The organism is Streptomyces sp. NPDC048584 (genome assembly GCF_043199595.1).
Classification (GTDB): domain Bacteria; phylum Actinomycetota; class Actinomycetes; order Streptomycetales; family Streptomycetaceae; genus Streptomyces; species Streptomyces edwardsiae.
The window spans coordinates 102,498-124,117 of the sequence record NZ_JBICWF010000020.1 but is presented as its reverse complement, the minus strand read 5'-3'; the positions used below and the strand labels follow the sequence as shown (position 1 = coordinate 124,117).

22 protein-coding genes and 1 pseudogene are annotated in these 21,620 nt (G+C 70.9%); 18 read left to right on the top strand and 5 right to left on the bottom strand.

What is annotated here, in order from left to right:
• Positions 1-10: 10 nt before the first annotated feature.
• A pseudogene (locus ACGFR9_RS33275) lies at positions 11-253 on the top strand (hypothetical protein); the annotation flags it as partial.
• Between the two features lie 146 nt (positions 254-399).
• Complete coding sequence (locus ACGFR9_RS33270; RefSeq protein WP_393216217.1) at positions 400-1,140, top strand: NUDIX domain-containing protein; 741 nt, start codon at positions 400-402, stop codon at positions 1,138-1,140.
• A gap of 2 nt (positions 1,141-1,142) precedes the next feature.
• Here the strand turns inward: ACGFR9_RS33270 and ACGFR9_RS33265 are convergent, their stop codons facing one another.
• Positions 1,143-2,516 carry a hypothetical protein gene (locus ACGFR9_RS33265; protein WP_393216214.1) on the bottom strand — a complete coding sequence of 458 codons (1,374 nt, stop codon included), beginning with the start codon at positions 2,514-2,516 and terminating at the stop codon, positions 1,143-1,145.
• A gap of 190 nt (positions 2,517-2,706) precedes the next feature.
• Here ACGFR9_RS33265 and ACGFR9_RS33260 point away from each other — a divergent pair, with 190 nt between their 5' ends.
• The 13 genes from ACGFR9_RS33260 to tyrS all read left to right on the top strand — a co-directional run bounded on the left by ACGFR9_RS33260 (position 2,707) and on the right by tyrS (position 14,994).
• Positions 2,707-3,498: a 2-keto-4-pentenoate hydratase gene (locus ACGFR9_RS33260; protein ID WP_393216211.1), complete on the top strand. Its 792-nt coding sequence runs from the start codon at positions 2,707-2,709 to the stop codon at positions 3,496-3,498.
• Positions 3,499-3,573: 75 nt separating this feature from the next.
• Positions 3,574-4,443 carry an acetylating acetaldehyde dehydrogenase gene (locus ACGFR9_RS33255; protein WP_393216208.1) on the top strand — a complete coding sequence of 290 codons (870 nt, stop codon included), beginning with the start codon at positions 3,574-3,576 and terminating at the stop codon, positions 4,441-4,443.
• Between the two features lie 14 nt (positions 4,444-4,457).
• On the top strand, positions 4,458-5,483 hold the full coding sequence (dmpG, locus tag ACGFR9_RS33250) for a 4-hydroxy-2-oxovalerate aldolase (RefSeq protein WP_393216205.1): 1,026 nt from the start codon (positions 4,458-4,460) through the stop codon (positions 5,481-5,483).
• On the top strand, positions 5,480-6,487 hold the full coding sequence (locus ACGFR9_RS33245; RefSeq protein WP_393216202.1) for a beta-ketoacyl-ACP synthase 3: 1,008 nt from the start codon (positions 5,480-5,482) through the stop codon (positions 6,485-6,487). Before dmpG ends, ACGFR9_RS33245 begins: the two co-directional genes overlap by 4 nt.
• Positions 6,477-6,707 carry an acyl carrier protein gene (locus tag ACGFR9_RS33240; RefSeq protein WP_393216199.1) on the top strand — a complete coding sequence of 77 codons (231 nt, stop codon included), beginning with the start codon at positions 6,477-6,479 and terminating at the stop codon, positions 6,705-6,707. Before ACGFR9_RS33245 ends, ACGFR9_RS33240 begins: the two co-directional genes overlap by 11 nt.
• An 8-nt stretch (positions 6,708-6,715) precedes the next feature.
• Positions 6,716-7,561 carry an HpcH/HpaI aldolase/citrate lyase family protein gene (locus ACGFR9_RS33235; RefSeq protein WP_393216196.1) on the top strand — a complete coding sequence of 282 codons (846 nt, stop codon included), beginning with the start codon at positions 6,716-6,718 and terminating at the stop codon, positions 7,559-7,561.
• Complete coding sequence (locus ACGFR9_RS33230; protein ID WP_393216193.1) at positions 7,558-8,088, top strand: MaoC family dehydratase; 531 nt, start codon at positions 7,558-7,560, stop codon at positions 8,086-8,088. The genes ACGFR9_RS33235 and ACGFR9_RS33230 overlap by 4 nt, the downstream gene beginning before the upstream one ends.
• Positions 8,089-8,097: 9 nt before the next feature.
• Positions 8,098-9,267, top strand: coding sequence for an enhanced intracellular survival protein Eis (gene eis, locus ACGFR9_RS33225; RefSeq protein ID WP_393216190.1), 1,170 nt, complete (start codon positions 8,098-8,100; stop codon positions 9,265-9,267).
• A 169-nt stretch (positions 9,268-9,436) separates the two neighbouring features.
• Positions 9,437-10,297, top strand: coding sequence for a helix-turn-helix domain-containing protein (locus tag ACGFR9_RS33220; protein ID WP_393216187.1), 861 nt, complete (start codon positions 9,437-9,439; stop codon positions 10,295-10,297).
• Positions 10,294-10,494 (top strand): DUF397 domain-containing protein, encoded by a 201-nt coding sequence (locus ACGFR9_RS33215; RefSeq protein WP_393216184.1) that lies wholly within the window; start codon positions 10,294-10,296, stop codon positions 10,492-10,494. The genes ACGFR9_RS33220 and ACGFR9_RS33215 overlap by 4 nt, the downstream gene beginning before the upstream one ends.
• Positions 10,495-10,658: 164 nt before the next feature.
• Positions 10,659-12,182: a TldD/PmbA family protein gene (locus ACGFR9_RS33210; RefSeq protein WP_393216181.1), complete on the top strand. Its 1,524-nt coding sequence runs from the start codon at positions 10,659-10,661 to the stop codon at positions 12,180-12,182.
• Between the two features lie 82 nt (positions 12,183-12,264).
• On the top strand, positions 12,265-13,659 hold the full coding sequence (locus ACGFR9_RS33205; protein ID WP_393216178.1) for a metallopeptidase TldD-related protein: 1,395 nt from the start codon (positions 12,265-12,267) through the stop codon (positions 13,657-13,659).
• A gap of 66 nt (positions 13,660-13,725) precedes the next feature.
• Complete coding sequence (gene tyrS / locus ACGFR9_RS33200; protein ID WP_393216175.1) at positions 13,726-14,994, top strand: tyrosine--tRNA ligase; 1,269 nt, start codon at positions 13,726-13,728, stop codon at positions 14,992-14,994.
• A gap of 78 nt (positions 14,995-15,072) precedes the next feature.
• Here tyrS and ACGFR9_RS33195 read toward each other — a convergent pair whose 3' ends face one another.
• The gene (locus tag ACGFR9_RS33195; RefSeq protein WP_030224275.1) at positions 15,073-15,357 is read right to left on the bottom strand and encodes a GlsB/YeaQ/YmgE family stress response membrane protein; all 285 of its coding nucleotides are present in this window, start codon (positions 15,355-15,357) and stop codon (positions 15,073-15,075) included.
• Between the two features lie 244 nt (positions 15,358-15,601).
• On the opposite strand from ACGFR9_RS33195, the gene ACGFR9_RS33190 reads away from it, so the two are divergent.
• Together ACGFR9_RS33190 and ACGFR9_RS33185 are read left to right on the top strand one after the other, a co-directional pair.
• Positions 15,602-16,000, top strand: coding sequence for a DUF3099 domain-containing protein (locus tag ACGFR9_RS33190; protein WP_393216248.1), 399 nt, complete (start codon positions 15,602-15,604; stop codon positions 15,998-16,000).
• Positions 16,001-16,222: 222 nt separating this feature from the next.
• Positions 16,223-16,447: a hypothetical protein gene (locus ACGFR9_RS33185; protein ID WP_393216172.1), complete on the top strand. Its 225-nt coding sequence runs from the start codon at positions 16,223-16,225 to the stop codon at positions 16,445-16,447.
• Positions 16,448-16,545: 98 nt separating this feature from the next.
• Here ACGFR9_RS33185 and moaA read toward each other — a convergent pair whose 3' ends face one another.
• The 3 genes from moaA to ACGFR9_RS33170 all read right to left on the bottom strand — a co-directional run bounded on the left by moaA (position 16,546) and on the right by ACGFR9_RS33170 (position 19,810).
• Positions 16,546-17,535 (bottom strand): GTP 3',8-cyclase MoaA, encoded by a 990-nt coding sequence (gene moaA, locus ACGFR9_RS33180; protein WP_311648462.1) that lies wholly within the window; start codon positions 17,533-17,535, stop codon positions 16,546-16,548.
• 293 nt (positions 17,536-17,828) lie between these two features.
• The gene (locus ACGFR9_RS33175; RefSeq protein WP_393216169.1) at positions 17,829-19,457 is read right to left on the bottom strand and encodes a cation acetate symporter; all 1,629 of its coding nucleotides are present in this window, start codon (positions 19,455-19,457) and stop codon (positions 17,829-17,831) included.
• Positions 19,454-19,810 carry a DUF485 domain-containing protein gene (locus tag ACGFR9_RS33170; RefSeq protein WP_393216166.1) on the bottom strand — a complete coding sequence of 119 codons (357 nt, stop codon included), beginning with the start codon at positions 19,808-19,810 and terminating at the stop codon, positions 19,454-19,456. Before ACGFR9_RS33170 ends, ACGFR9_RS33175 begins: the two co-directional genes overlap by 4 nt.
• A gap of 269 nt (positions 19,811-20,079) precedes the next feature.
• On the opposite strand from ACGFR9_RS33170, the gene ACGFR9_RS33165 reads away from it, so the two are divergent.
• Positions 20,080-21,609 (top strand): S8 family serine peptidase, encoded by a 1,530-nt coding sequence (locus ACGFR9_RS33165; protein WP_393216164.1) that lies wholly within the window; start codon positions 20,080-20,082, stop codon positions 21,607-21,609.
• The last annotated feature ends 11 nt before the right edge of the window (positions 21,610-21,620 follow it).

Below are 21,620 nucleotides of genomic sequence, written 5' to 3'. Positions count from 1 at the left end.
TCGGTGCTTCGACTGGGGGAACGCGCCGCGCGGGCTGGACTCCGCTTCGGTGTGGGGGAGCTCGCTTGCCGTCCCGTCTCTGGCCGATCGCGTACGGCAAGAGCGGCGCCGTGACTTCGCGAGCCGGGACGGCAAGCTGATGACACTGTTCGTGTGCTCGAATCTCTTCGGACCGGGCGCGCACCCGGAGGACCCTCGGCTGGGGCCCTCACGCCGCATTGCCGAACAGATCGTCGCGGAGCTTCACGGGTAGCTCCCGTACCCGCCCGCCGACCTGTCACGGCGGCGCCGCTGCCGGTCATGCGTCGGCCATGTGGCCGGTCCGCTTCCGCCCAGTTGGCCGGCCGGTCGCGTCGGAGGGCGAGGGATGCGGGTCGGAGCGGGTTCTACGATGGGCCGGTGACCGAGACGCTACCCCCCGTGGACGTTGACCTCTTCGAGGTGGAACGGCTCCTGTTGGCCGAAGCTGCGGAGCCACCGCTGCCGCCCCGGCACGCTGAGGCCCGGGACCGGGTGTGGGACATGGCGGTGCGGGCCAACCCCACCCTCTTCGACGGGCCTGTGGTGGCGTGTGGGGGACTGGAGTGGACGGACCCGCGCGTCCTGCGTCTGTCGTGGGTGCGTGTGACCTACCGGCACTACGCCTTGCGTCGCGTTCCCGGCGCCACCGCACTGCCCTCGTTGTTCGTGAACGTCGTCCAGCCGACCGACGACGGCCGTGTGCTGGTGGCGAGGATGTCGCCCTCTACGGCCGCCCCGGGCCGCTGGCAGCTGCCCGGGGGGTCCCTGGAGCCTCCCCAGGCCGGGGCGGTGCTGGACGGGTCGGCACTGGCCGGCCAGGCCGCGCGGGAACTGGTCGAGGAGTTGGGGATCGGCGCGGCCCCCGAGGACCTGAAGCTATGGGTCGTCACCCGCGGCGAGAACGGCAGTGTCGGCCTGACCTACCTCGCCCCGGCCCTTCCCGAGGCGACGCTGCGCGCGGACTTCGCCGCTGCCGCGGCAGCCGAGCGGGCCCAGGACCGCGAACCTGAACTCGCCGACATCGCCCTGCTGCGCTCACCGGACGAACCGGCCGGTCTGTCCGGTCCGCACGCGGACTACCTGGAGCCGATCGTCCGCCGCTTCTTCGGACGCCGCTGAGGTCAGACGCCGGAGAGGAAGTCGCGCCCCCGTTCGTCGAGCTCGGCCACACACCGCAGGCCACGGGCCCGAAAGCGTGCGAGGTCGCCGCGCATACGGGAGATCGCCTTGCGGGTACGGACGGAGCGGACACCGCCCATGTGGTCGATGGCCCGGTGCCAGGTGGCGCACGCCTGCTCGATGCTGCCGCGCTTGAGGTGCATCTCGGCGCCCGCGACCAGGTCCAGGGCGACGATCCGCGCGTAGGTGTCGGCCGGGCGGGCCGTGGCGGCCAGCGCGTACTGCTCGGCGGCGGCCCGGTGGTCTCCCAGGGTCTCGTGGACCTTGGCGGTGCGGGAGTACACCGACGCGGCCGGTGGGCCCCAGGCCAGCGCCCAGAACGGCACCTCGTCGCCGGGAGCGGCGGTCAGCAGGGTGCGGGCGTGTTCGGCCTCGGCGAGGGCCGCGCGGCGCTTGCCACTCTTGGCCAGGGTGTGGGCGTGGACGATGCGGAAGAGGGCTTCGGTCTGGGCGTCGACCCGTCCCTTGGCGCGGTTCAGGCCGGTCTCGGCCAGGCCCAGGCAGTGCTCGGGGCGGTGGAGCTTGAGGCCCTGCATGGCCATGGTGCGCATCACGAATCCGTCGTGCCCGCGCAGGCCGGATTCGGCGGCCAGGGCGTAGGACTGGAGGTAGTAGCGCTGGGCGAGTCCCTGCTGGCCTGCGTCGTAGCTTTTCCAGCCCAGCAGGTGGACGCCTCGGCCGGCAGCGGAGAGCATCTGCCGATGGGCTTCGTCGGTGCGGAACCGGGCCCGGCACAGCGGAGCGACGTCATCGCGGAGGTAGGTGACCAGGGCGCTGCGGCCGTGCTGTCCGCCGTGGCGTTCGTCCATCTCGGAGAAGGCGTGGATCATGTCGCGGACGGCGGTGACTTCGGCCATGCCGACGGTGTGGCCGGTGCGGGCGGCCTGGGTGCGGGAGGCGATGTCCTGGAGGTGGCTGAGGGGCAGGGCTGCGGCTGCCACGGAGTAGGCGGAAGCCGTCAGGAAGCGGCGGCGGTCCAACTCGTACCTCCACATCGGCAACAGGATGCCCAGCGGGTCGCTCCCGAGGGACAGCCCGATGGTGTCATTTTCGACCTCTGGCGGGGAGGGCAGGCCGAGCTCGGCGGGGGTCAGGAGGCGGCCGAGACGCCGTGAGAGCGCGACCGCGAGGTAGCCGGGTGTATCGCCGCGAGGCACGGATCCGCTGAGCCAGTGCTCGACGTTGGACTTGTTCGTGCGTAAGCGTGTGCCGCATTCGGCGGCGACGGCGCAGACCGCCTTGGCCAGCGCCTCGTAGGTGAGGCCGGATTCGGCGACAAGGGCGCTGAGCTGGACGTTCGGCATGCGGGTGGTCATGAGCACCTGTCCGGATATACGCGATATACCGCTTGGGCTGCCCGTCACCGTACCGCTGTGCGGCGAGCGCCGGTTGACTCTTCATCAGGCCAGATCCCGGCGGCCGGTACCAGTGCCCGCCCCCGGATCTGCTCCTGCGCCCACATCCGCGAACCGCATGTGATGCCCCATGCCCCGAGGAAGGATTGCCATGGACGACCAGGAGGATCGCTGGATCGCCGCTTCGGCGTCGGCTCTGCTGGCGGCGGAGTACGAGCAGGTGCCGATCGAGGCGCTGACCGCCCGGCGGCCCGGACTGCCCTTGGCGACGGCCTACCGGGTGCAGAAGGCGGTGGTCGCCCGGCGGATCGCGGGTGGCGCCCGCGTCGTCGGCCACAAGGCCGGGGTGACCTCCAGGGCCATGCAGGAGCAGATGGGCGTCGACGACCCTGACTCGGGCGTTCTGCTGGACGACATGGTGTTGCCTACCGGCAGCACCATGGCCCGGTCGGTGCTGATGCAGCCGCGGGTGGAGGCCGAGATCGCGTTCCGGCTCGGCTGCGATCTGGCAGGCCCGGACGTGAGCGAGGACGAGGCACGGGCGGCGGTGAAGGAGGTGTTCCTCGCCCTGGAGGTGATCGACACCCGGTTCACCAGTTGGCGGATCACGGTCGCGGACAGCATCGCCGACAACGCCTCGTGCGCTCGGGTCGTCACCGGGTCCATGGTGCCGCTGAGCGCGGAGATGGACCTGGCCGCCGAGCCGCTGGTCGTCAGCGTCGACGGCACCGCGATGGTCACCGGAGCGGGCCGTGCCGTCCTCGGGGACCCGCTCCGTGCCCTGGTCTGGCTCGCCGGACGGCTCCACCGCTGCGGCGACGGCCTGCGCGCCGGGCAACTGGTCCTGGCCGGGGCCGTGCACGCCAGCCTCCCTCTGGAAGCCCGGAGCACGGTACGCGCCCGCTCGCCACATCTGCCGCCGGTCGAGCTGCACGTGCGCTGACCCTCGGAGCCCGGCGCCGGCCCCGGCGCCGCACCCCTCATGCACCACCCCTCCCCTTGGACGAAGGAGCGGCCGATGGCTGCGGATGAACAGCGGCTGCGTGTCGCCGTACTCGGCGCGGGCCTGATCGGGATCGACCTCGCCGACAAGATCCGCCGGTCAAAGAAGCTGGAGCTGGCCTTGGTGGCAGGCCGCGGCCGGGACAGCCTGGGACTGCGCCGGGCGGCCGACATGGGCCATCCGACCACCGATGGCGGGATTCACGCCGTGGCGGAGGGCGGCCCCTTCGACGCGGTCTTCGACGCCACCAACGCCGACAGCCACGCCGAGCACTGGGCCGCACTGCAACCTACCGGCACCACGCTGATCGACCTGACCCCCACGGGACTCGGCACGGTCATCGTCCCGGGCGTCAACGGTCACCGGGCGGCGGCCCATCGGCACCTGAACCTCGTCAGCTGCGGCGGGCAGGCGGCCCTCCCGGTCCTGCACGCCATCGCCCAGCGCTGTACCCCCACCTACATCGAAGTGGTCTCCACCGGGGCGAGCGCGAGCGCCGGCCGGGCCACCCGCCTGAACCTCGACCAGTACATCGCCACCACCTCCGCCGCGATCCGGACCTTCACCGGCGCCCGGGACGCAAAGGTGATGGTCAACCTCAGCCCCGCCCGGCCCGCCCCGCCGTTCCGGGTGGCCATGACCGTCCTCGCAGAAGACATCCGTGCCGCACCGGTCCGCACGGGCATCGCGACCGCCGCCCAGGCCGTGCGCGCCTACACACCCGGATACAGGGTGACCTCCCTCGCCGTGACCCCGGGCCGGATCTCGGTCGCGGTGGAGGTGACCGCCTCCGGCAGCCGCCTGCCCCGCCACGCCGGAAGCGTCGACATCATCAACGCCGCCGCCGTCCTGCTCGCCGAGCAGGCGGCCGCCTCCTCCCGATGAAGGGAACCCCGTCCATGGACACACACCCGCGCAAGCGGCCCCAAATCCTCCTGCACGACCCGACCCTGCGCGACGGCCACCACGCGGTCGGCCACCAGCTCGGTGCCGACCAGCTCCACGCCTACGCCACCGCCGCGAACGCCGCCAAGGTGCCGGTGGTGGAGGTCGGCCACGGCAACGGCCTGGGCGCCTCCAGCCTCCAGATCGGCCGCGCCGCTCTCGACGACGCCACGATGCTCACCACCGTCCGCGAGGCCCTCACCTCATCAAGGATGGGCGTCTTCATGGCCCCCGGCTGGGGCACCTCCCACGACCTGGTGGCCGCCGTCCGCCACGGCGCCGACGTCGTACGGATCGCCGCGCACTGCACCGAGGCCGACGTCACCGAACGCCACCTCGGCGTTGCCCGCGACCTCGGCGCCGAAGCCCAGGGCGTCCTGCTCATGAGCCACATGACCGGCCCCGGCGAACTCGCCGAACAGTGCGCCCTGATGGCGACGCTCGGTGCCCAGGCCGTCGGCATCATGGACTCCGCCGGCCACTACCTCCCGGCCGACGTCACCGAGCGGGTGCACGCCATCGCCGACGCCGTCGACGTGCCGGTCATCTTCCACGGCCACAACAACCTGGGCCTGGCCGTGGCGAACAGTCTTGCCGCCGTGGACGCCGGGGCGTCCGTCATCGACGCGACCGCCCGCGGGTTCGGCGCCGGGGCGGGCAACACCCAGCTCGAAGTCCTCGTGGCCGTTCTCGAACGCCGTGGCATCGCAACCGGTATCGGCCTGCGCGAGGTCCTGGCCGCCGCCGACATCGCCGCCGACCGTCTGATGAAGGCCCCGCCGTCCATCGACTCCACCGCCGTGGCCAGCGGGCTCGCCGGGGTGTTCTCCGGCTTCAGGCGGCCCGTCCAGCAGATCGCCCGCGCCGAAGGCGTCGACCCCGTAGACCTGTTCCTCGCCCTCGGCGAGCGGCAGGTCGTCGCCGGGCAGGAGGACCTGATCGGTGACGTCGCCCGGCAGCTGAAGGCGGCCACCCGATGACCGCCGCATCCGGAGTCGCCGGAAAGGTGGCCGTGGTCTGCGGAGTCGGCGCGGCTCTGCCCCCGCACATCGTCACGAACGCCGACCTGACCGCACGTCTGGACACCACGGACGAGTGGATCCGCTCGCGGACCGGCATCGCCCAGCGGCATGTCGCCGGGGTGGACCTGTCCACGACCGACCTCGCCGTCCATGCGGCGGCCCAGGCCCTCGCCGACGGTGAACCGGTCACGGTGGAGGCCGTGGTGGTGGCCACGACCACGCCGGACCGCTGTTGTCCGGCCACCGCACCTGCCCTGGCAACCCGGCTCGGGCTGACCGGAGTTCCCGCCTACGATCTCGCGGCCGGCTGCACCGGTTTCCTCTACGCCCTCGCCACCGCGGCCGGGCTCATCGCCACTGACACCGCGCGGACCGTCCTGGTCGTCGGCGCCGACCGCCTCTCCACCCTTCCCGACCCCCAGGACCGCACGACCGTCCCGCTGTTCGGTGACGGCGCCGGAGCCGTGATGCTGCGCCGCGGCAGCGCGGACGAACCCGGGGCACTCGGGTCGGTGGTGCTGGGCAGCGACGGAACCGGCGCCGACCTGATCCGGGCCTCCCGGCCCGGCACCCTGCACATGGACGGAGCCGACGTCTTCCGGCATGCGGTCGACCGCATGTGCACCGCCTCCCGCCAAGCCGCCACCGCCGCCGGGTGGGACGTCACGGACATCGACCGTCTGATCCCGCACCAGGCCAACAGCCGGATCACCTCGTTCGTCGCCCGACAGCTCGGTGTCCCCGCCGACCACCGGCTCGGCAACGTGAGCGACGTCGGCAACACCGGCGCCGCGTCCATCCCCCTGCTCCTGGCCCACTCCGCCGCCGACGGCCGCCTGGAGCCCGGACACCGGGCCCTGCTCACCGCCTTCGGCGCCGGACTGACCTGGGGTGCCACCACCCTCACCTGGCCCGACCTCTCCCTCACCCGCCTTCCGGAAGGAGCCGGGCATGACCGGTGATCTCGTCCGCATCCTGACCGACGACCTCAAGCTGCCCGCCGAACGGCTCACCGACGACGCCAGCCTCGACCACGCCGGATTCGACTCCCTGGCCGTCGTCGAACTGTCCGTCCTCCTGACCGACCGCTACGGCATCGACATCAGCGACAGCGACATCAGGGACGCCGCCACCCTCGGCCGACTCGACCTCCTCATCACCAGCAAGCGCAACGGAAGGTGACCACCCCTATGCCCAGCACCGGCCTCCGGCCCGGACCGGCCTGGATCATCACCCCCGGCCTGCACAGGGACCGCTTCCTCGGCGCACAGAAGTCCGGCGCCGCGGTCGCCGTCGTCGACATCGAGGACTCCGTCGCCCGCACCGACAAGCAGACCGCCCGCACCGCCTCGGAAGCGTTCTTCGCCCTCCCCGACCCGCCGTGCACCCTCGGCATCCGGATGAACAGCCTCACGACGATCGACGGCATCAAGGACCTCGTCGCCCTCACCACCTACACCGCCCGGCCCGACCTCGTCGTGGTCCCCAAGGCGGAATCCCCCCGCGACATCGAACTCGTCGCCGCCGCGCTCGACACCGACGGCTACACCCCCGACATCTGGGCCCTGATCGAAAGCCCCCGTGCCTTCGACACCCTCCCCGCGATCATGCGCGCGTCCCGGCTCGGCGGCGTCATCTTCGGCTCCGCCGACTACGCCGCCTCCGTCCGCTGCGGCCTGGGCTGGGACACCCTCCACTACGCCCGTTCAGCCCTCATCAACGCCGCCACCGCCGCCAACATCCCCGCGATCGACGCCCCCACCTGGGAACTCGACGACCCCGGCATCCTGCGCCGCGACGCCGAGCGGGCCAAGGAACTCGGCTTCCACGGCAAGGGCTGCGTCCACCCCCGCCACGTGAAGGTGATCAACGACGTCTTCACGCCCACCACCGAGGAGGTCGCCCAGGCCCGCGCCATCGTCGCAGCCGCCGACGCCAGCGGCGGAACGGTGACCAGCGTGGACGGACAGATGCGCGGCACCCCCTTCTTCAACGCCGCCCGCGCGCTTGTGGCCGAAGCGGACCGCACGTCATGAGCACCGGCCTGCCCCACGGCTACCGCCGGACCGGCGAGGACCGGGTCCGCGAGAGCGTCGGCCTCTCCTACCCCGAACTCGCCCCCGGCCTGGTCATCGAACACCGGCCCGGCCGGACCGTCACCGAACTCGACAACCTCCTCGGCGCCGCCCTGAGCGGCAACGTCGCCCCCATCCACACCGATGCTCACTACAGCAGCCAGACCTTGTGGGGCCGCATCCTGGTCTGCTCCGGCGTCACCCTCAACCTCGTGGCCGGCATGACCGTCCGCAGCATCAGCGGCCTGACCACCGCCAACCTCGCCGTCGACCAGGTGCGCTTCACCGCGCCCGTCCACATCGGCGACACCCTGTACGCCGAAACGGAGATCCTCACCCGCCGGGCCTGCGAAAGCCGCCCCGACACCGGGGTCATCACCTGCCGCACCACCGCCCACAACCAGGCGGGCACCAGCGTCCTGACCTTCAGCCGCGCCTTCCTCGTCCCCCTCGACGCCGACGCCGCCCGCGACGCCACCCACTACTGAGAGCGGACCATGAACCAGCAGCTGACCTTCGCCCCAGCCGATGACGGCCAGTGGGAGCAATACGACCAACTCGCCACCCGCGCCTACGGCCACCCGGTCGGCGACATCACCCACCTGCGCGAACACGCCGACCTCCGGGTCGCCGTCCGCGGCGGCCGGGTCGTCGCCGGCGGCCTCGGCCTCCTCGTCGACCAGTACTTCGGCGGCGCTCCCGTCCCCAGCGCCTGCCTCGGTGACGGCTGCGTGGCCCCCGAGGAACGCGGCGACCACCTGGCCACCGACATGACGGCCGAACGACTGCGTCCCCTGATCGAGCGCGGAGCCGTGATCTCCACGATCAGCACCTCCTCCACCGGTTACGCCCGCCGCCTCGGATGGGAAGCCCCCACCAACGTTCTCGCCTGGGCGGTGGCCACCGACGACCTCAAGCGCTCCTTCACCACTGAGGACTTCGAAGCCGAGCACGGACTGACCGACGAAGCCGAAAGCCTCCAACGCGACCTCGCCCGCCAGTGGAACGGCCCCGTCCACCGGCCCACCTGGTGGACCCGGTGGAAGCAGGACAAGAGCAACCTCACCACCTACCGCTTCGCCCGGCCCGGCCACCCCACCACCGGCCTGCTCAGCCTCACCACCAAACGGCACGAGCGCCACGGCACGAGCCTGACCGTCCACGACTTCTGGGCCGTCGGCCAGGCCACGGCCGCCGCCATGCTCTCCTTCCTCGGCCGCCACAACACCCGCGCCCGCACCATCACCTTCCGGCGCGGTGCCCTCCCCCCTTACCCGACCCTCCTCCACGGACTCCGCCACCACCGCACCACCGCCGAAGCCTGGCACCCCTGGATGCTCCGCATCCTCGACATCCCCGAGGCCATCCGGCTCCGCGGCTGGCCGGACGATGTCACCACCGACGTACCGGTCGAGATCAGCAACGAGAACGGCGACCGGGGCAGGTGGATGCTTCAGATCAAGGCCGGAACGGCCGAGATCGTCCCCACCCACGTCCAGGGCCAGGTGACCTTCACACAGCAGCAGCTCGCGGTCTGGTACGCCGGCGGCTACCGGTCCACCACCTCGGCCCGCATGGCCGGGGTCCACGCCGTATCGGAGAGGACGCTCGCAATCCTCGTCCGCACCACGACACAGTTCGAGCCCTGGCTGCCCGACCACTTCTAGCAACCACGGGGGTTTCCGGGCCGCTCCCGGCCCCCAACAGGGACAACACCCATACAGGCGTGGCTGTATCGGTCCACACTCTGGACTGGGTGGGTAACTCCCGTGACCTCGGGGGGGTCGGGCGGGGTTGAGCGAGGCGTGAGGACGCGGACACGGGAGGCAGGCAACGATGAGGGCGGACCACAGCGGAGGCGGGAACGGCGGCACGAACGGCACGGAGGCGGAACTCTCCGACAGTCTGAAGACCTTCGGCGCGGTTCTCAAGGCATTGCGCGAGGAATCCGGCCTGACGCAGGAGGAGTTCGCGGTGCGGGTACGGTACTCGGCCGCGTACGTCGCCAAAATCGAGCAGGGGAAACGGTTCCCGCCGACGGACCTGCCCGCGCGGGCGGAGGAGGTCCTGGGGCCGGTCGCGGTCAAGGTCCTCACGGCAGCGGCGAAGAGTCTGACACGGAGGGCGGGACTGGCGTCGTGGTTCCGTCACTGGGCGGGGATCGAGGAGGAGGCGATCTCCTTGTATGCGTACGAGTGCCGGGCGGTCCCTGGGTTGTTGCAGCCGGAGGGATACGCGCGGGCGGTGTTTGAGCGCAACTTGCCGCCCCTCACGCAGGAGCAGATCGAACGGCAAGTATGCGCGAGGCTGGAGCGGCAGGATCTCTTGGCGTCGCAGCCGAATACCGCCTTCAGCTTCGTCATCGAGCAGGGCGTTCTGGAGCGACGCGTCGGGGGAACCACCGTGGCCGGAGAAGTCATCGACCGCCTCCTCCGCGTTGGGCAACAGCACAACATCGAGATCCAGATCATGCCGCTTCAGCAAGAAGATCACTGTGGCATCGAGGGGCACATGTACTTGGCCGAGACGCCAACGCACCAGTGGATCGGCTACACCGAGGGACAGCGATCCAGCAACCTGATCACTGCCCCGAACGACCTGAGTGTCCTCCTCCAGCGCTATGGCAAACTGCGTTCCCAGGCATTGGACTGCCGGGCTACCGTAAGCCTGTTGGAACGGATGCGAGGAGCACTATGAGCACCACTGATCAGCTGCGCTGGTTCAAGAGCAGCTACAGCGGCGGCGAGGGTGACAACTGTGTCGAGGTCGCCGTGCGCCCCGAGGCCGTCCACATTCGTGACTCCAAGGACAAGCGCGTCCGTCCTCTCGTCGTCACGCCGGCCACCTGGGCGGCCTTCGCGGCCCACTCGGCCGACGTCTCTCTGGACGACTGAGGTCACGTAGTACGTGACGCCGGCGGGCGGGTACGGGAGCGGCTCCCGTACCCGCCCGCCGGTTTGCCGTCCTCGCCGTGCTTTTCCAGGGGAGCCCGAGGGGTGGGACATGGTTCACTGCCTCCGATGGTCACCACAGGCAAGCCCCGAAGGGATGTCCACCCGTGCCCCATGACATCGATCAGTCATTCCTGGCACTCCCCCTGCGCCCCCTCGCCGACGCCGCGCTGGCCCGCGCGCGGGCGCTCGGGGCCGAGCACGCGGATTTCCGTCTGGAGCGGGTGCGCAGTGCGTCCTGGCGGTTCCGTGACGCCAAGCCGGCCGGGTCGTCGGACACCACCGACCTCGGGTACGCGGTGCGGGTGGTGCACGGCGGGACCTGGGGGTTCGCGTCCGGGGTGGACCTGACCCTCGACGCCGCCGCCAAGGTCGCCTCGCAGGCCGTGGCGATGGCGAAGCTGTCCGCGCAGGTGATCCGGGCGGCCGGGTCGGACGAGAGGGTGGAGCTGGCCGGTGAGCCGGTGCACTCCGAGAAGACCTGGGTGTCGTCGTACGACATCGATCCGTTCGCCGTGCCCCACGAGGAGAAGGCCGGGCTGCTGGCCGAGTGGAGCGCGCGGCTGCTGACGGCGAGCGGGGTGGACCATGTCGACGCCTCGCTGCTCACCGTGCACGAGAACAAGTTCTACGCCGATACGGCCGGGACCGTGACCACCCAGCAGCGGGTGCGGCTGCACCCGGCGTTCACGGCCGTGTCGGTCGACGGCTCCAGCGGTGAGTTCGACTCCATGCGCACCATCGCGCCGCCCGTCGGCCGGGGCTGGGAGTATCTGACGGGCACCGGCTGGGACTGGGACGACGAGCTGGCGCGGATCCCGGAGCTGCTCGCCGAGAAGATGCGGGCGCCGAGCGTCGAGGCGGGGCTGTACGACCTGGTGGTGGACCCGTCCAACCTGTGGCTGACGATCCACGAGTCGATCGGGCACGCCACCGAGCTGGACCGTGCGCTGGGCTACGAGGCGGCGTACGCGGGGACGTCGTTCGCCACCTTCGACCGGCTGGGCAAGCTGAGGTACGGCTCCGAGCTGATGAACGTCACCGGTGACCGCACCGCCGAGCACGGGCTGGCCACGGTGGGCTACGACGACGAGGGCGTCGAGGCACAGTCGTGGGACCTGGTGAAGGACGGCACGCTGGTCGGCTACCAGCTGGACCGGCGGATCGCGAGGCTGACCGGGTTCGAGCGGTCCAACGGATGCGCGTTCGCGGACTCCCCCGGCCATGTGCCGGTGCAGCGGATGGCGAATGTGTCGCTGGCGCCGGATCCGGCGGGGATGTCGACGGAGGACCTGATCGGGGGCGTGGACCGGGGCATCTATGTCGTCGGGGACCGGTCGTGGTCGATCGACATGCAGCGGTACAACTTCCAGTTCACCGGGCAGCGCTTCTACCGGATCGAGAACGGGCGGCTGGCGGGGCAGCTGCGGGACGTCGCCTACCAGGCCACGACCACGGACTTCTGGGGTTCCATGGCGGCGGTCGGCGGCCCGCAGACGTATGTCCTGGGCGGCGCCTTCAACTGCGGCAAGGCCCAGCCGGGACAGGTCGCCGCGGTCTCGCACGGCTGCCCGTCGGCCCTCTTCAAGGGCGTCAACATCCTGAATACGACGCAGGAGGCCGGGCGATGAGCCTCAGCACCGGAACCGGCCGGGGGTCCGGGGGTCGCCCCCCGGGCAAGCACAGTCTCAATACGACGCAGGAGGCCGGGCGATGAGCGCGCGTAGCAGCAAGCCGTACGAGATCGTCGAGCGTGCGCTCGAGCTGTCGCGGGCCGACGGGTGTGTCGTGATCGCCGACGAGGAGTCCAGCGCCAATCTGCGCTGGGCGGGCAACGCGCTCACCACGAACGGTGTCACGCGCGGGCGCACGCTCACCGTGATCGCGACGGTGGACGGGGCGCGGGGCACGGCGTCCGGGGTGGTGTCCCGGTCCGCGGTGACCGTGGACGAGCTGGAGCCGCTGGTGCGGGCCGCCGAGGCCGCCGCGCGGGGTGCGGGTCCCGCGGAGGACGCGCAGCCGCTGGTCACGGGGGTGGCCCCGTCGCCGGAGTTCACGCAGGCGCCGGCCGAGACGTCGTCGGCCGTGTTCGCCGACTTCGCGCCGGCGCTGGGTGAGGCGTTCGCCCGCGCGCGGGCCGGTGGCCGGGAGCTGTACGGCTTCGCCAGCCACGAGATGGTCTCCAGCTACCTCGGTACGTCGGCGGGGCTTCGGCTCCGGCACGACCAGCCGAACGGCACGCTGGAGCTGAACGCCAAGTCGCCGGACCGTACGCGCTCGGCGTGGGCGGGGCGTTCCACGCGGGACTTCAAGGACGTGGACCCGGCGGCGCTCGACGCGGAGCTGGCCGTACGTCTGGGCTGGGCCGAGCGGCGGCTCGAGTTGCCCGCGGGCCGGTACGAGACGCTGCTGCCGCCGACGGCGGTGGCGGACCTGCTGATCTACCAGCTGTGGTCGGCGTCGGGGCGGGACGCGGCGGAGGGCCGCACGGTGTTCTCCAAGCCGGGCGGCGGCACCCGGGTCGGCGAGAGGCTGTCCGAGCTGCCGCTGACCCTGCGCAGCGACCCAAGCGAGCCGGGCCTGGAGTCGGCGCCGTTCGTGCTCGCGCACTCCTCCGGCGGGGACCAGTCGGTGTTCGACAACGGGCTGCCGCTGACGGCGACGGACTGGATCCGCGCGGGTGAGCTGACGCACCTGACCACCAGCCGGCACGGTGCCGGGCTGACCGGACTGCCGACGGCGCCCGCGATCGACAATCTGATCCTCGACGGGGGTGACGACCGCTCGCTGGAGGAGATGGTCGCGGCCACCGGTCGTGGCCTGCTGCTGACCTGCCTGTGGTACATCCGCGAGGTCGATCCGGCGACGCTGCTGCTCACGGGCCTGACCCGGGACGGCGTCTACCTGGTGGAGAACGGGGAGGTGACCGGTGAGGTGAACAACTTCCGGTTCAACGAGTCGCCGGTGGACCTGCTCGGCCGCGCGGCGGAGGCGGGCCGTACGGAGAAGACGCTGCCCAGGGAGTGGGGCGACTGGTTCACCAGGGCGGCGATGCCCGCGCTGCGCGTCCCCGATTTCAATATGAGCTCTGTCAGCCAGGGCGTATAACCTCGTAGGCGTTCGCAACCGGCCGTCACCCGACCGGCCGAAGATCATCGAGGAGACACGAGAACCGTGACGGACATCGTCGACGAGCTGAAGTGGCGCGGGCTGTTCGCCCAGTCCACCGACGAGGACGCTTTGCGCAAGGCGCTCGCGGACGGTCCCGTCACGTTCTATTGCGGCTTCGACCCGACCGCGCCGTCACTGCACGTGGGGCATCTGGTGCAGGTGCTCACCCTGCGCCGGCTCCAGCAGGCCGGTCACCGGCCGCTGGCGCTGGTCGGCGGGGCCACGGGCCAGATCGGCGACCCCCGCCCGACCGCGGAGCGCACGCTGAACCCGCCGGAGACCGTCGCGGGCTGGGTCGGGCGGCTGCGTGGCCAGATCGAGCCGTTCCTGGCCTTCGAGGGCGAGAACGCGGCCACGATGGTCAACAACCTCGACTGGACGCAGAACCTCTCCGCGATCGAGTTCCTGCGGGACATCGGCAAGCACTTCCGCGTCAACAAGATGCTGACGAAGGACTCCGTCGCCCGGCGCCTCGAGTCCTCCGAGGGCATCAGCTACACGGAGTTCAGCTACCAGCTGCTGCAGGCGATGGACTTCCTCCAGCTGTACCGGCGCTACGGCTGCACGATGCAGCAGGGCGGCAGCGACCAGTGGGGCAACCTCACGGCGGGTCTCGACCTGCTGCACCGGCTGGAGCCGGACGCCACGGCCCACGCCTACGCCACGCCGCTGATGACGAAGGCGGACGGCACCAAGTTCGGCAAGACCGAGGGCGGGGCCGTCTGGCTCGACCCGGAGATGACGACGCCGTACGCGTTCTACCAGTTCTGGCTGAACACGGATGACCGGGACGTCTCGGGTTACCTGCGGATCCTGTCCTTCAGGTCCCGTGCGGAGCTGGAGGAGCTGGAGCGGCAGACCGAGGAGCGCCCGCAGGCCCGGGCCGCGCAGCGCGCGCTGGCGGAGGAGCTGACGACGCTGGTGCACGGCGCCGGGCAGACGGCCGCCGTGATCGCCGCGTCCAAGGCACTCTTCGGGCAGGGCGAGCTGGGCGAGCTGGACGACCGCACGCTGGCGGCGGCGCTCTCCGAGCTGCCGCACGCCACGGTGACCGAGCTGGGTCCGGTGGTCGACCTGCTCGCCGAGGTCGGCCTGGTGCCGAGCAAATCCGCCGCGCGGCGCACGGTGAAGGAGGGCGGCGCCTACGTGAACAACGTCAAGGTCACCGCCGAGGACGCCGTCCCCGCGAAGGAGGACCTGCTGCACGGGCGCTGGCTGGTGCTGCGCCGGGGCAAGAAGAACCTGGCGGCGGTGGAGGTCACGGCCGGCTGAGCCGACGGCCCGTACGGACCCGGGGGCGGTTTCCGGCGCATGCCGGGGACCGCCCCTCCGTCACCGTACGGCGGCGGGTCAGACCCGCTGTCCCTCGTGCTTCCTGCGCTTCATCGCGGTGTACAGCATCTCCGCGAGCAGGACGACGACGATGGCCGCGCCCAGCTGGAAGATGTGCCGGCCCCAGTCGATGCCCCGGGTCTCCTCGATACCGAAGCCCCGCGCGATGGCGTTGCCCACGACGGCGCCGATCATGCCGCAGATGGTGGCCAGCCACAGTGGGATGTGCTGCTTGCCGGGGATCACCGCCTTGGCGATCAGACCGAGCACGAATCCCACGATGATCGCCCACAACCAGCCCATGGCTGCCTCCTCGTACGGCTTGACGCGAGCATTACGGACAGTGTCGGCCGGTACGCCGTACGCCGCATGTCGGGCATGCCGTACGCGCTACGGCGCAGCCGGGGCGGCGCCCGGCCGGGGTGACCCGCTCTCGTCGCGCACCCGGGTGCGGCGTAACGTGGACATGTCCGGAACCGGTGTCACGGAACGGCGCCCCGGCCGGTCAGGTACGGGGAAGGTCCGAGCGGGCGGATGGTGGAATGTGATGCGGAAGCAGCATGGCGGCGGCAGCGTCCAGGTGTTCCGGATCACCGGCGCCCGGGCGGGTCTCCATGACGATGTGCGGGCGCGGCAGCGCCGGTATGTGATCTCGATGGCCGTCCGTACGATCTCGGTCATCCTCGCGGCGACGCTCTGGAACGTGGAGAGGCACGTCGCGATCGTGGCGCTGGTGCTCGGGGCGGTACTGCCGTACATCGCGGTGGTGATCGCCAACGCCGGGCGCGAGAACGCGCCGTCTCTGCCGTCGACGTTCGTGACGGCGCCGATGAAGCCGATGATCACGCCGCCGCGGACGAATGACGGTTCGACGGAATCCGATGCGGAAGATGTCGCGTCACAGGCGGCGCGGGGCACAGGAACGGAGCGTTCCGAACGGGCGTGAGGATCGGGGGGTGTGGGCCGGCGGCCTCAAGCGGAAGACACTTCCCCGCCAAGCTCAATAAAACCTCAGATCAATCATGTTGTTCCGGTGCCGGGGGCGGGGTGACCCGTGACATACTTCGTACGCGCTCCGCATCCCCCGTCGGAGCGACGGACCGACGCCGGGCAGCTCCCCCCGTGGCTGCTCGGCGTCGCCATTTCGGGGCGGGTTAGGGTCACTGGCGTGACGCTTTCTGATTCCGAGACGCCTGTCTGTTCCGCGAAGGGGTGCCGCGCCGCGGCCGTGTGGGTGCTTGCGTGGAACAACCCCAAGGTTCATACGCCTGAGCGGCGGAAGACGTGGATCGCCTGCGAGGAGCATCGGGAGCATCTGTCCCAGTTCCTGGGGGTTCGGGGGTTCTTGAAGGACGTCGTTCCCCTGCAGGAGTGGGAAGCGCGGGGGGTTTGAGCGCCACGGGTCCGCCGTGGCCGGTCGCGCGGTTCCCCGCGCCCCCGGGGGTTGCCGTCGGCCTCTGCCGGACCGTCGGCCCCACGATGTCGGACCACCTAGCCTCCGATTGCTGACATGGGCCTGTCCGGCTGGACGAAGGTCGGGTCGTCCAGGCCTGCTCCTGCCTTCTTGCCCCACATCGCCAGTTTCCAGATGCGGGCTATCTCCTCGTCGGGGGCGTCCGAGCGGAGGGCGGCGCGGAGGTCGGTCTCCTCGGTGGCGAAGAGGCAGGTGCGGATCTGGCCGTCGGCCGTCAGGCGGGTGCGGTCGCAGGCCGCGCAGAACGGGCGGGTGACGGAGGCGATGACGCCTACGCGGTGCGGGCCGCCGTCGACCAGCCAGCGCTCGGCCGGGGCGGAGCCGCGGGCCTCGTCACCCTCGGGGGTCAGTTCGAAGCGGGTGCGCAGGGACGTCAGGATGTCCCCGGCGGTGATCATGCCGTCGCGCTTCCAGCCGTGCTGGGCGTCCAGGGGCATCTGCTCGATGAAGCGCAGCTCGTAGTCGTGCTCCACGGCCCAGGCGAGGAGGTCGGGCGCCTCGTCGTCGTTGAGCCCCGGCATCAGGACCGAGTTGACCTTCACCGGGGTCAGTCCGGCCTCGCGGGCCGCGTACAGGCCGTCGAGGACGTCCTGGTGGCGGTTGCGGCGGGTGAGGGTCTTGAAGACGTCCGGGCGGAGCGTGTCCAGCGAGACGTTGACCCGGTCCAGGCCCGCCGCCTTCAGGGCGGCCGCGGTGCGCCGCAGGCCGATGCCGTTGGTGGTGAGGGACATCTGCGGGCGGGGTTCCAGCGCGGCGACCCGCTCGACGATGCCGACCAGCCCGGGGCGGAGCAGCGGTTCACCGCCGGTGAAGCGGACCTCCTCGATACCGAGGGAGGTGACGGCGATGCCGACGAGGCGGACGATCTCGTCGTCGGTGAGCAGGTCGGGCTTGGCCAGCCACTGCAGGCCTTCCTCGGGCATGCAGTAGGTACAGCGCAGATTGCAGCGGTCGGTGAGCGAGACCCTCAGATCAGTGGCCACTCGGCCGTAGGTGTCGATGAGCACGTGGGCCCCCTCCCTCGACGCGGATCACTCGTGCCCGGCTGCCTCCGAGCCTACGTGACGCCACCGACAACCCCCAGGGAGCCTTGGCCCTCTCGTCGTATTCCCTCGTCCGCCCGGAGGGGCAGGCCGTGCGGCGGGTGGGGTCACCTCCCGCGCCCAGGGGCCGCGGAGGCGCGTGCATGGCCTCGCGCGGCAGCCGGGGAGTGACGACAGGGCCCAGGCCCCGGGATGCGGGACGGCCGCGTCGTACGACCCGGAGAGAGTCGTACGACGCGGCCGTGCGCGGGTGTGGGTCAGTGGGCGCCGGTGCCGGTCAGGGAGCGGACCTCCAGTTCCGCGAACTTCTTGGCGTCGGGCTCCTCCTTCGACAGGACGGTGCCGAGCCAGCCCATCGCGAAGCCGAACGGGATGGAGATGATGCCCGGGTTCTTCAGCGGGAACCAGGCGAAGTCGACGTCCGGGAACATCGCCTTGGGGTCGCCGGAGACGACGGGCGAGAACAGCACCAGGCCGACGGCGACGATCAGACCGCCGTAGATCGACCACAGCGCGCCCTGGGTGGTGAACCGCTTCCAGAACAGGCTGTAGAGGATGGTGGGCAGGTTGGCGGAGGCGGCGACCGCGAAGGCCAGCGCGACCAAACCGGCCACGTTCAGGTCCCGGGCGAGGGCGCCGAGCGCGATGGAGACGACGCCGATGGCGACGGTCGCCCAGCGGGCCGCCCGCATCTCCTCCTTCTCGGTGGCCTGCCCCTTGCGGATGACGTTGGCGTAGATGTCGTGCGCGAAGGAGGACGACGAGGCCAGGGTGAGACCCGCGACCACGGCGAGGATCGTCGCGAAGGCGACCGCCGAGATGGTGGCCAGCAGGATCGCGCCCCAGGCGGAGTCGACACCGCCCAGATGCAGGGCGAGCAGCGGGGCGGCCGTGTTGCCGGACGGGTTGGACGCGATGATCTCGTCCTGGGAGATCAGTGCCGCCGCGCCGAAGCCGAGGGCGATGGTCATCAGGTAGAAGCCGCCGATGATGCCGATGGCCCAGTTCACGGACTTACGGGCGGCCTTGGCGTTGGGCACGGTGTAGAAGCGGATCAGGATGTGCGGCAGGCCGGCGGTGCCGAGCACCAGGGCGATGCCGAGGGAGATGAAGTCCAGCTTGGTGGTCCCGTCGGCGCCGTACTGGAGGCCGGGCTCGAGGAAGGCGTCGCCCTTGCCGCTGTTCTCCGCGGCGCTGCCCAGCAGGTCGGAGATGTTGAAGTTGAACTTCAGCAGCACCAGGAAGGTGATCAGGATGGTGCCGCCGATCAGCAGGACGGCCTTGACCATCTGGACCCAGGTGGTGCCCTTCATGCCGCCGATGGAGACGTACACGATCATCAGGACGCCGACGAGGGCGACGATGAGGATCTTGCCGGCGTCGGAGGTGATGCCGAGCAGCAGTGAGACGAGGACGCCCGCGCCCGCCATCTGGGCCAGCAGGTAGAAGATCGACACGACGATGGTGGAGGTGCCGGCGGCGGTGCGCACGGGGCGCTGGCGCATGCGGTAGGCGAGGACGTCGCCCATCGTGTAGCGGCCGGAGTTCCGCAGCGGTTCGGCGACCAGCAGCAGGGCGACCAGCCAGGCGACCAGGAAGCCGATGGAGTACAGGAAGCCGTCGTAGCCGAAGAGGGCGATGGCGCCGGCGATGCCGAGGAAGGACGCGGCCGACATGTAGTCGCCGGAGACCGCGAGTCCGTTCTGGAAGGCGCTGAACTGCCGTCCGCCCGCGTAGAAGTCGGCGGCGTCCTTGGTCTGCCGTCCGGCCCAGACGGTGATGCCGAGGGTGGCGAGGACGAACAGCGCGAACAGGGTGATGATCAGCGTGCGGTGTTCGCTGGCCTCGTTCGCCGCGAGCGTGACATGGGTGATCGCGGGGCTCATGCGCCGCCCTCCATACGGGTCTTGATGGCCTCGGCCTTGGGGTCGAGCTTGGTGGCGGCGTGCCGGGAGTACCACCACGCGATGAGGAACGTGGTGACGAACTGCAGGACGCCGAAGACGAAGGCGACGTTGATGTTGCCGAACAGCTTGGTGCCCATGAAGTCGCCCGCGTAGTTGGAGAGCAGGACGTACAGCAGGTACCAGGCCGTGAAGGCGATCGTCAGCGGGAAGGCGAAGGAACGGTGGGCGCGGCGCAGTTCACCGAACTCCGCGCTCTCCTGCACCTCGGTGAACTCCTCGGGAGTGGGGAGTTTGTGTTGTTCTGTCGAGGGGGGCGGTGCTTCGGCGGCCACGGAGTCTCCTCGCGGTGCGGTTGGTACGGGCGGGGACGAAAGGCGAGTGTCCTCGCGCTTCCTGCCCAAGGGCACGGCGCCACGCGAGGACCGGTTCAACCGGTCGGCCCATTCTTTTCCCCTGCCGATTTCCGAAGACGTTCCCGGCAAAACATTGCTGGCCAGCGAGAGCGCGGGATAACTTCACCCTGCACCACCCCGTCATGTACCTGCCCGAGCACCACCCTTGTGCCTCGGGCGGTTTCGTTTCCGGATGATGTGGAGACCCCATGGCTCATCTGCGTTCCAGACGCCGGCTCGCTCTCGCCGTGCCCGTCGTGCTGTCGCTGACCGCCTCGCTCGGCTTCCTGCCGGCGGCGGCCTCGGCGGCCCCGCGGACGGTGTCGGCCGAGCAGGCGACGGACGCGCCCGCCCTGGCGTATGTCGTCAACACCAGGGCGGACCGTCGCACGATCGCGTCGGTCGAGCGGGCGATCGCCGCGGCCGGCGGCAAGGTCGTCGTGACGCACGACAGGATCGGCGTGATCGTCGTCCACTCCTCGAACGCCGACTTCGCGAAGACCATCCGTAAGGTGCGCGGGGTCCAGTCCGCCGGCGCCACCCGCACCGCGCCGCTGACCGCGGCCGGGACGACGGACGAGGGCGCCGCCGACTTCGTCACGGCCGCCGAGGCCGCGCGGACCGGGGCCGTCTCCGCGAAGACGCCGGACAGCGAGCCGCTCGAGGCCGACCAGTGGGACCTGCGGGCGATCGGCGCCGACAAGGCCGCGAAGATCAACGACGGCAGCCGCAAGGTGACCGTCGCCGTCATCGACACCGGCGTCGACGACACCCACCCGGACCTCGCCCCGAACTTCTCCGCCGCCCAGTCGGCCAACTGCGTCGGTGGCAAGGCGGACACCAGTGAGGGCGCCTGGCGTCCGTACACGGCCGACGACTACCACGGCACCCATGTGGCCGGTGAGATCGCCGCGGCCCGCAACGGAATCGGCGTCGCCGGTGTGGCACCCGGCGTGAAGGTGGCCGGCATCAAGGTGAGCGACCCGGACAACGGGCTGTTCTACCCGGAGAACGTCGTCTGCGCGTTCGTGTTCGCCGCCGACCACGGCGTGGAGATCACGAACAACAGCTACTACGTCGACCCGTGGCTCTACAACTGCATGGACGACCCGGACCAGAGGGCGATCGTCGACGCGGTCAACCGCGCCCAGCTGTACGCGCAGCGGAAGGGCACGCTGCACCTGGCCTCGGCCGGGAACTCCAACCACGACCTGGCCTCCGACGCCATCGTGGACGACTCCAGCCCGAACGACACCACGCCGGGGACGCGCACCATCGACCCGAGCGAGTGCTTCGACGTGCCGACCCAGCTGCCCGGTGTCGTCACGGTCAGCGCGACGGGCGTCCAGAACCTCAAGTCGTACTACTCCACGTACGGCAAGGGTGTCATCGACGTCGCGGCGCCGGGCGGCGACCGCCGCTACCAGCTGCCGGACACGCCGTCGAAGGACGGCCGCATCCTGTCGACCATGCCGAACGGCGAGTACGCCTGGCTGCAGGGCACCTCGATGGCCTCCCCGCACGCCGCCGGTGTCGCCGCCCTGCTGAAGTCCAAGCACCCGTGGGCCTCCCCCGCCCAGTTGCAGGCGCTGCTGAAGGCCCAGGCGGACAACCCGGGCTGCCCCGAGTCGTACGACCAGGACGGCGACGGCGTGCAGGACGCGACCTGCGAGGGCGGCAGCCGGGTCAACGGCTTCTACGGCTTCGGCGTCGTCGACGCGCTCCGCGCGGTCAAGTGACCGGCGCGGCA

Bases quoted from the DNA above. Each gene is read 5' to 3' on its own strand.
- ACGFR9_RS33205 (WP_393216178.1), top strand. From the start codon at position 12,265: ATGAGCGCGCGTAGCAGCAAGCCGTACGAGATCGTCGAGCGTGCGCTC.
- ACGFR9_RS33220 (WP_393216187.1), top strand. From the start codon at position 9,437: ATGAGGGCGGACCACAGCGGAGGCGGGAACGGCGGCACGAACGGCACG.
- ACGFR9_RS33175 (WP_393216169.1), bottom strand. From the start codon at position 19,457: ATGAGCCCCGCGATCACCCATGTCACGCTCGCGGCGAACGAGGCCAGC.
- eis (WP_393216190.1), top strand. From the start codon at position 8,098: ATGAACCAGCAGCTGACCTTCGCCCCAGCCGATGACGGCCAGTGGGAG.
- ACGFR9_RS33265 (WP_393216214.1), bottom strand. From the start codon at position 2,516: ATGACCACCCGCATGCCGAACGTCCAGCTCAGCGCCCTTGTCGCCGAA.
- ACGFR9_RS33230 (WP_393216193.1), top strand. From the start codon at position 7,558: ATGAGCACCGGCCTGCCCCACGGCTACCGCCGGACCGGCGAGGACCGG.
- ACGFR9_RS33165 (WP_393216164.1), top strand. From the start codon at position 20,080: ATGGCTCATCTGCGTTCCAGACGCCGGCTCGCTCTCGCCGTGCCCGTC.
- ACGFR9_RS33240 (WP_393216199.1), top strand. From the start codon at position 6,477: ATGACCGGTGATCTCGTCCGCATCCTGACCGACGACCTCAAGCTGCCC.
- ACGFR9_RS33260 (WP_393216211.1), top strand. From the start codon at position 2,707: ATGGACGACCAGGAGGATCGCTGGATCGCCGCTTCGGCGTCGGCTCTG.
- ACGFR9_RS33245 (WP_393216202.1), top strand. From the start codon at position 5,480: ATGACCGCCGCATCCGGAGTCGCCGGAAAGGTGGCCGTGGTCTGCGGA.
- ACGFR9_RS33215 (WP_393216184.1), top strand. From the start codon at position 10,294: ATGAGCACCACTGATCAGCTGCGCTGGTTCAAGAGCAGCTACAGCGGC.
- ACGFR9_RS33235 (WP_393216196.1), top strand. From the start codon at position 6,716: ATGCCCAGCACCGGCCTCCGGCCCGGACCGGCCTGGATCATCACCCCC.
- ACGFR9_RS33255 (WP_393216208.1), top strand. From the start codon at position 3,574: ATGGCTGCGGATGAACAGCGGCTGCGTGTCGCCGTACTCGGCGCGGGC.
- dmpG (WP_393216205.1), top strand. From the start codon at position 4,458: ATGGACACACACCCGCGCAAGCGGCCCCAAATCCTCCTGCACGACCCG.
- ACGFR9_RS33190 (WP_393216248.1), top strand. From the start codon at position 15,602: ATGCGGAAGCAGCATGGCGGCGGCAGCGTCCAGGTGTTCCGGATCACC.
- ACGFR9_RS33195 (WP_030224275.1), bottom strand. From the start codon at position 15,357: ATGGGCTGGTTGTGGGCGATCATCGTGGGATTCGTGCTCGGTCTGATC.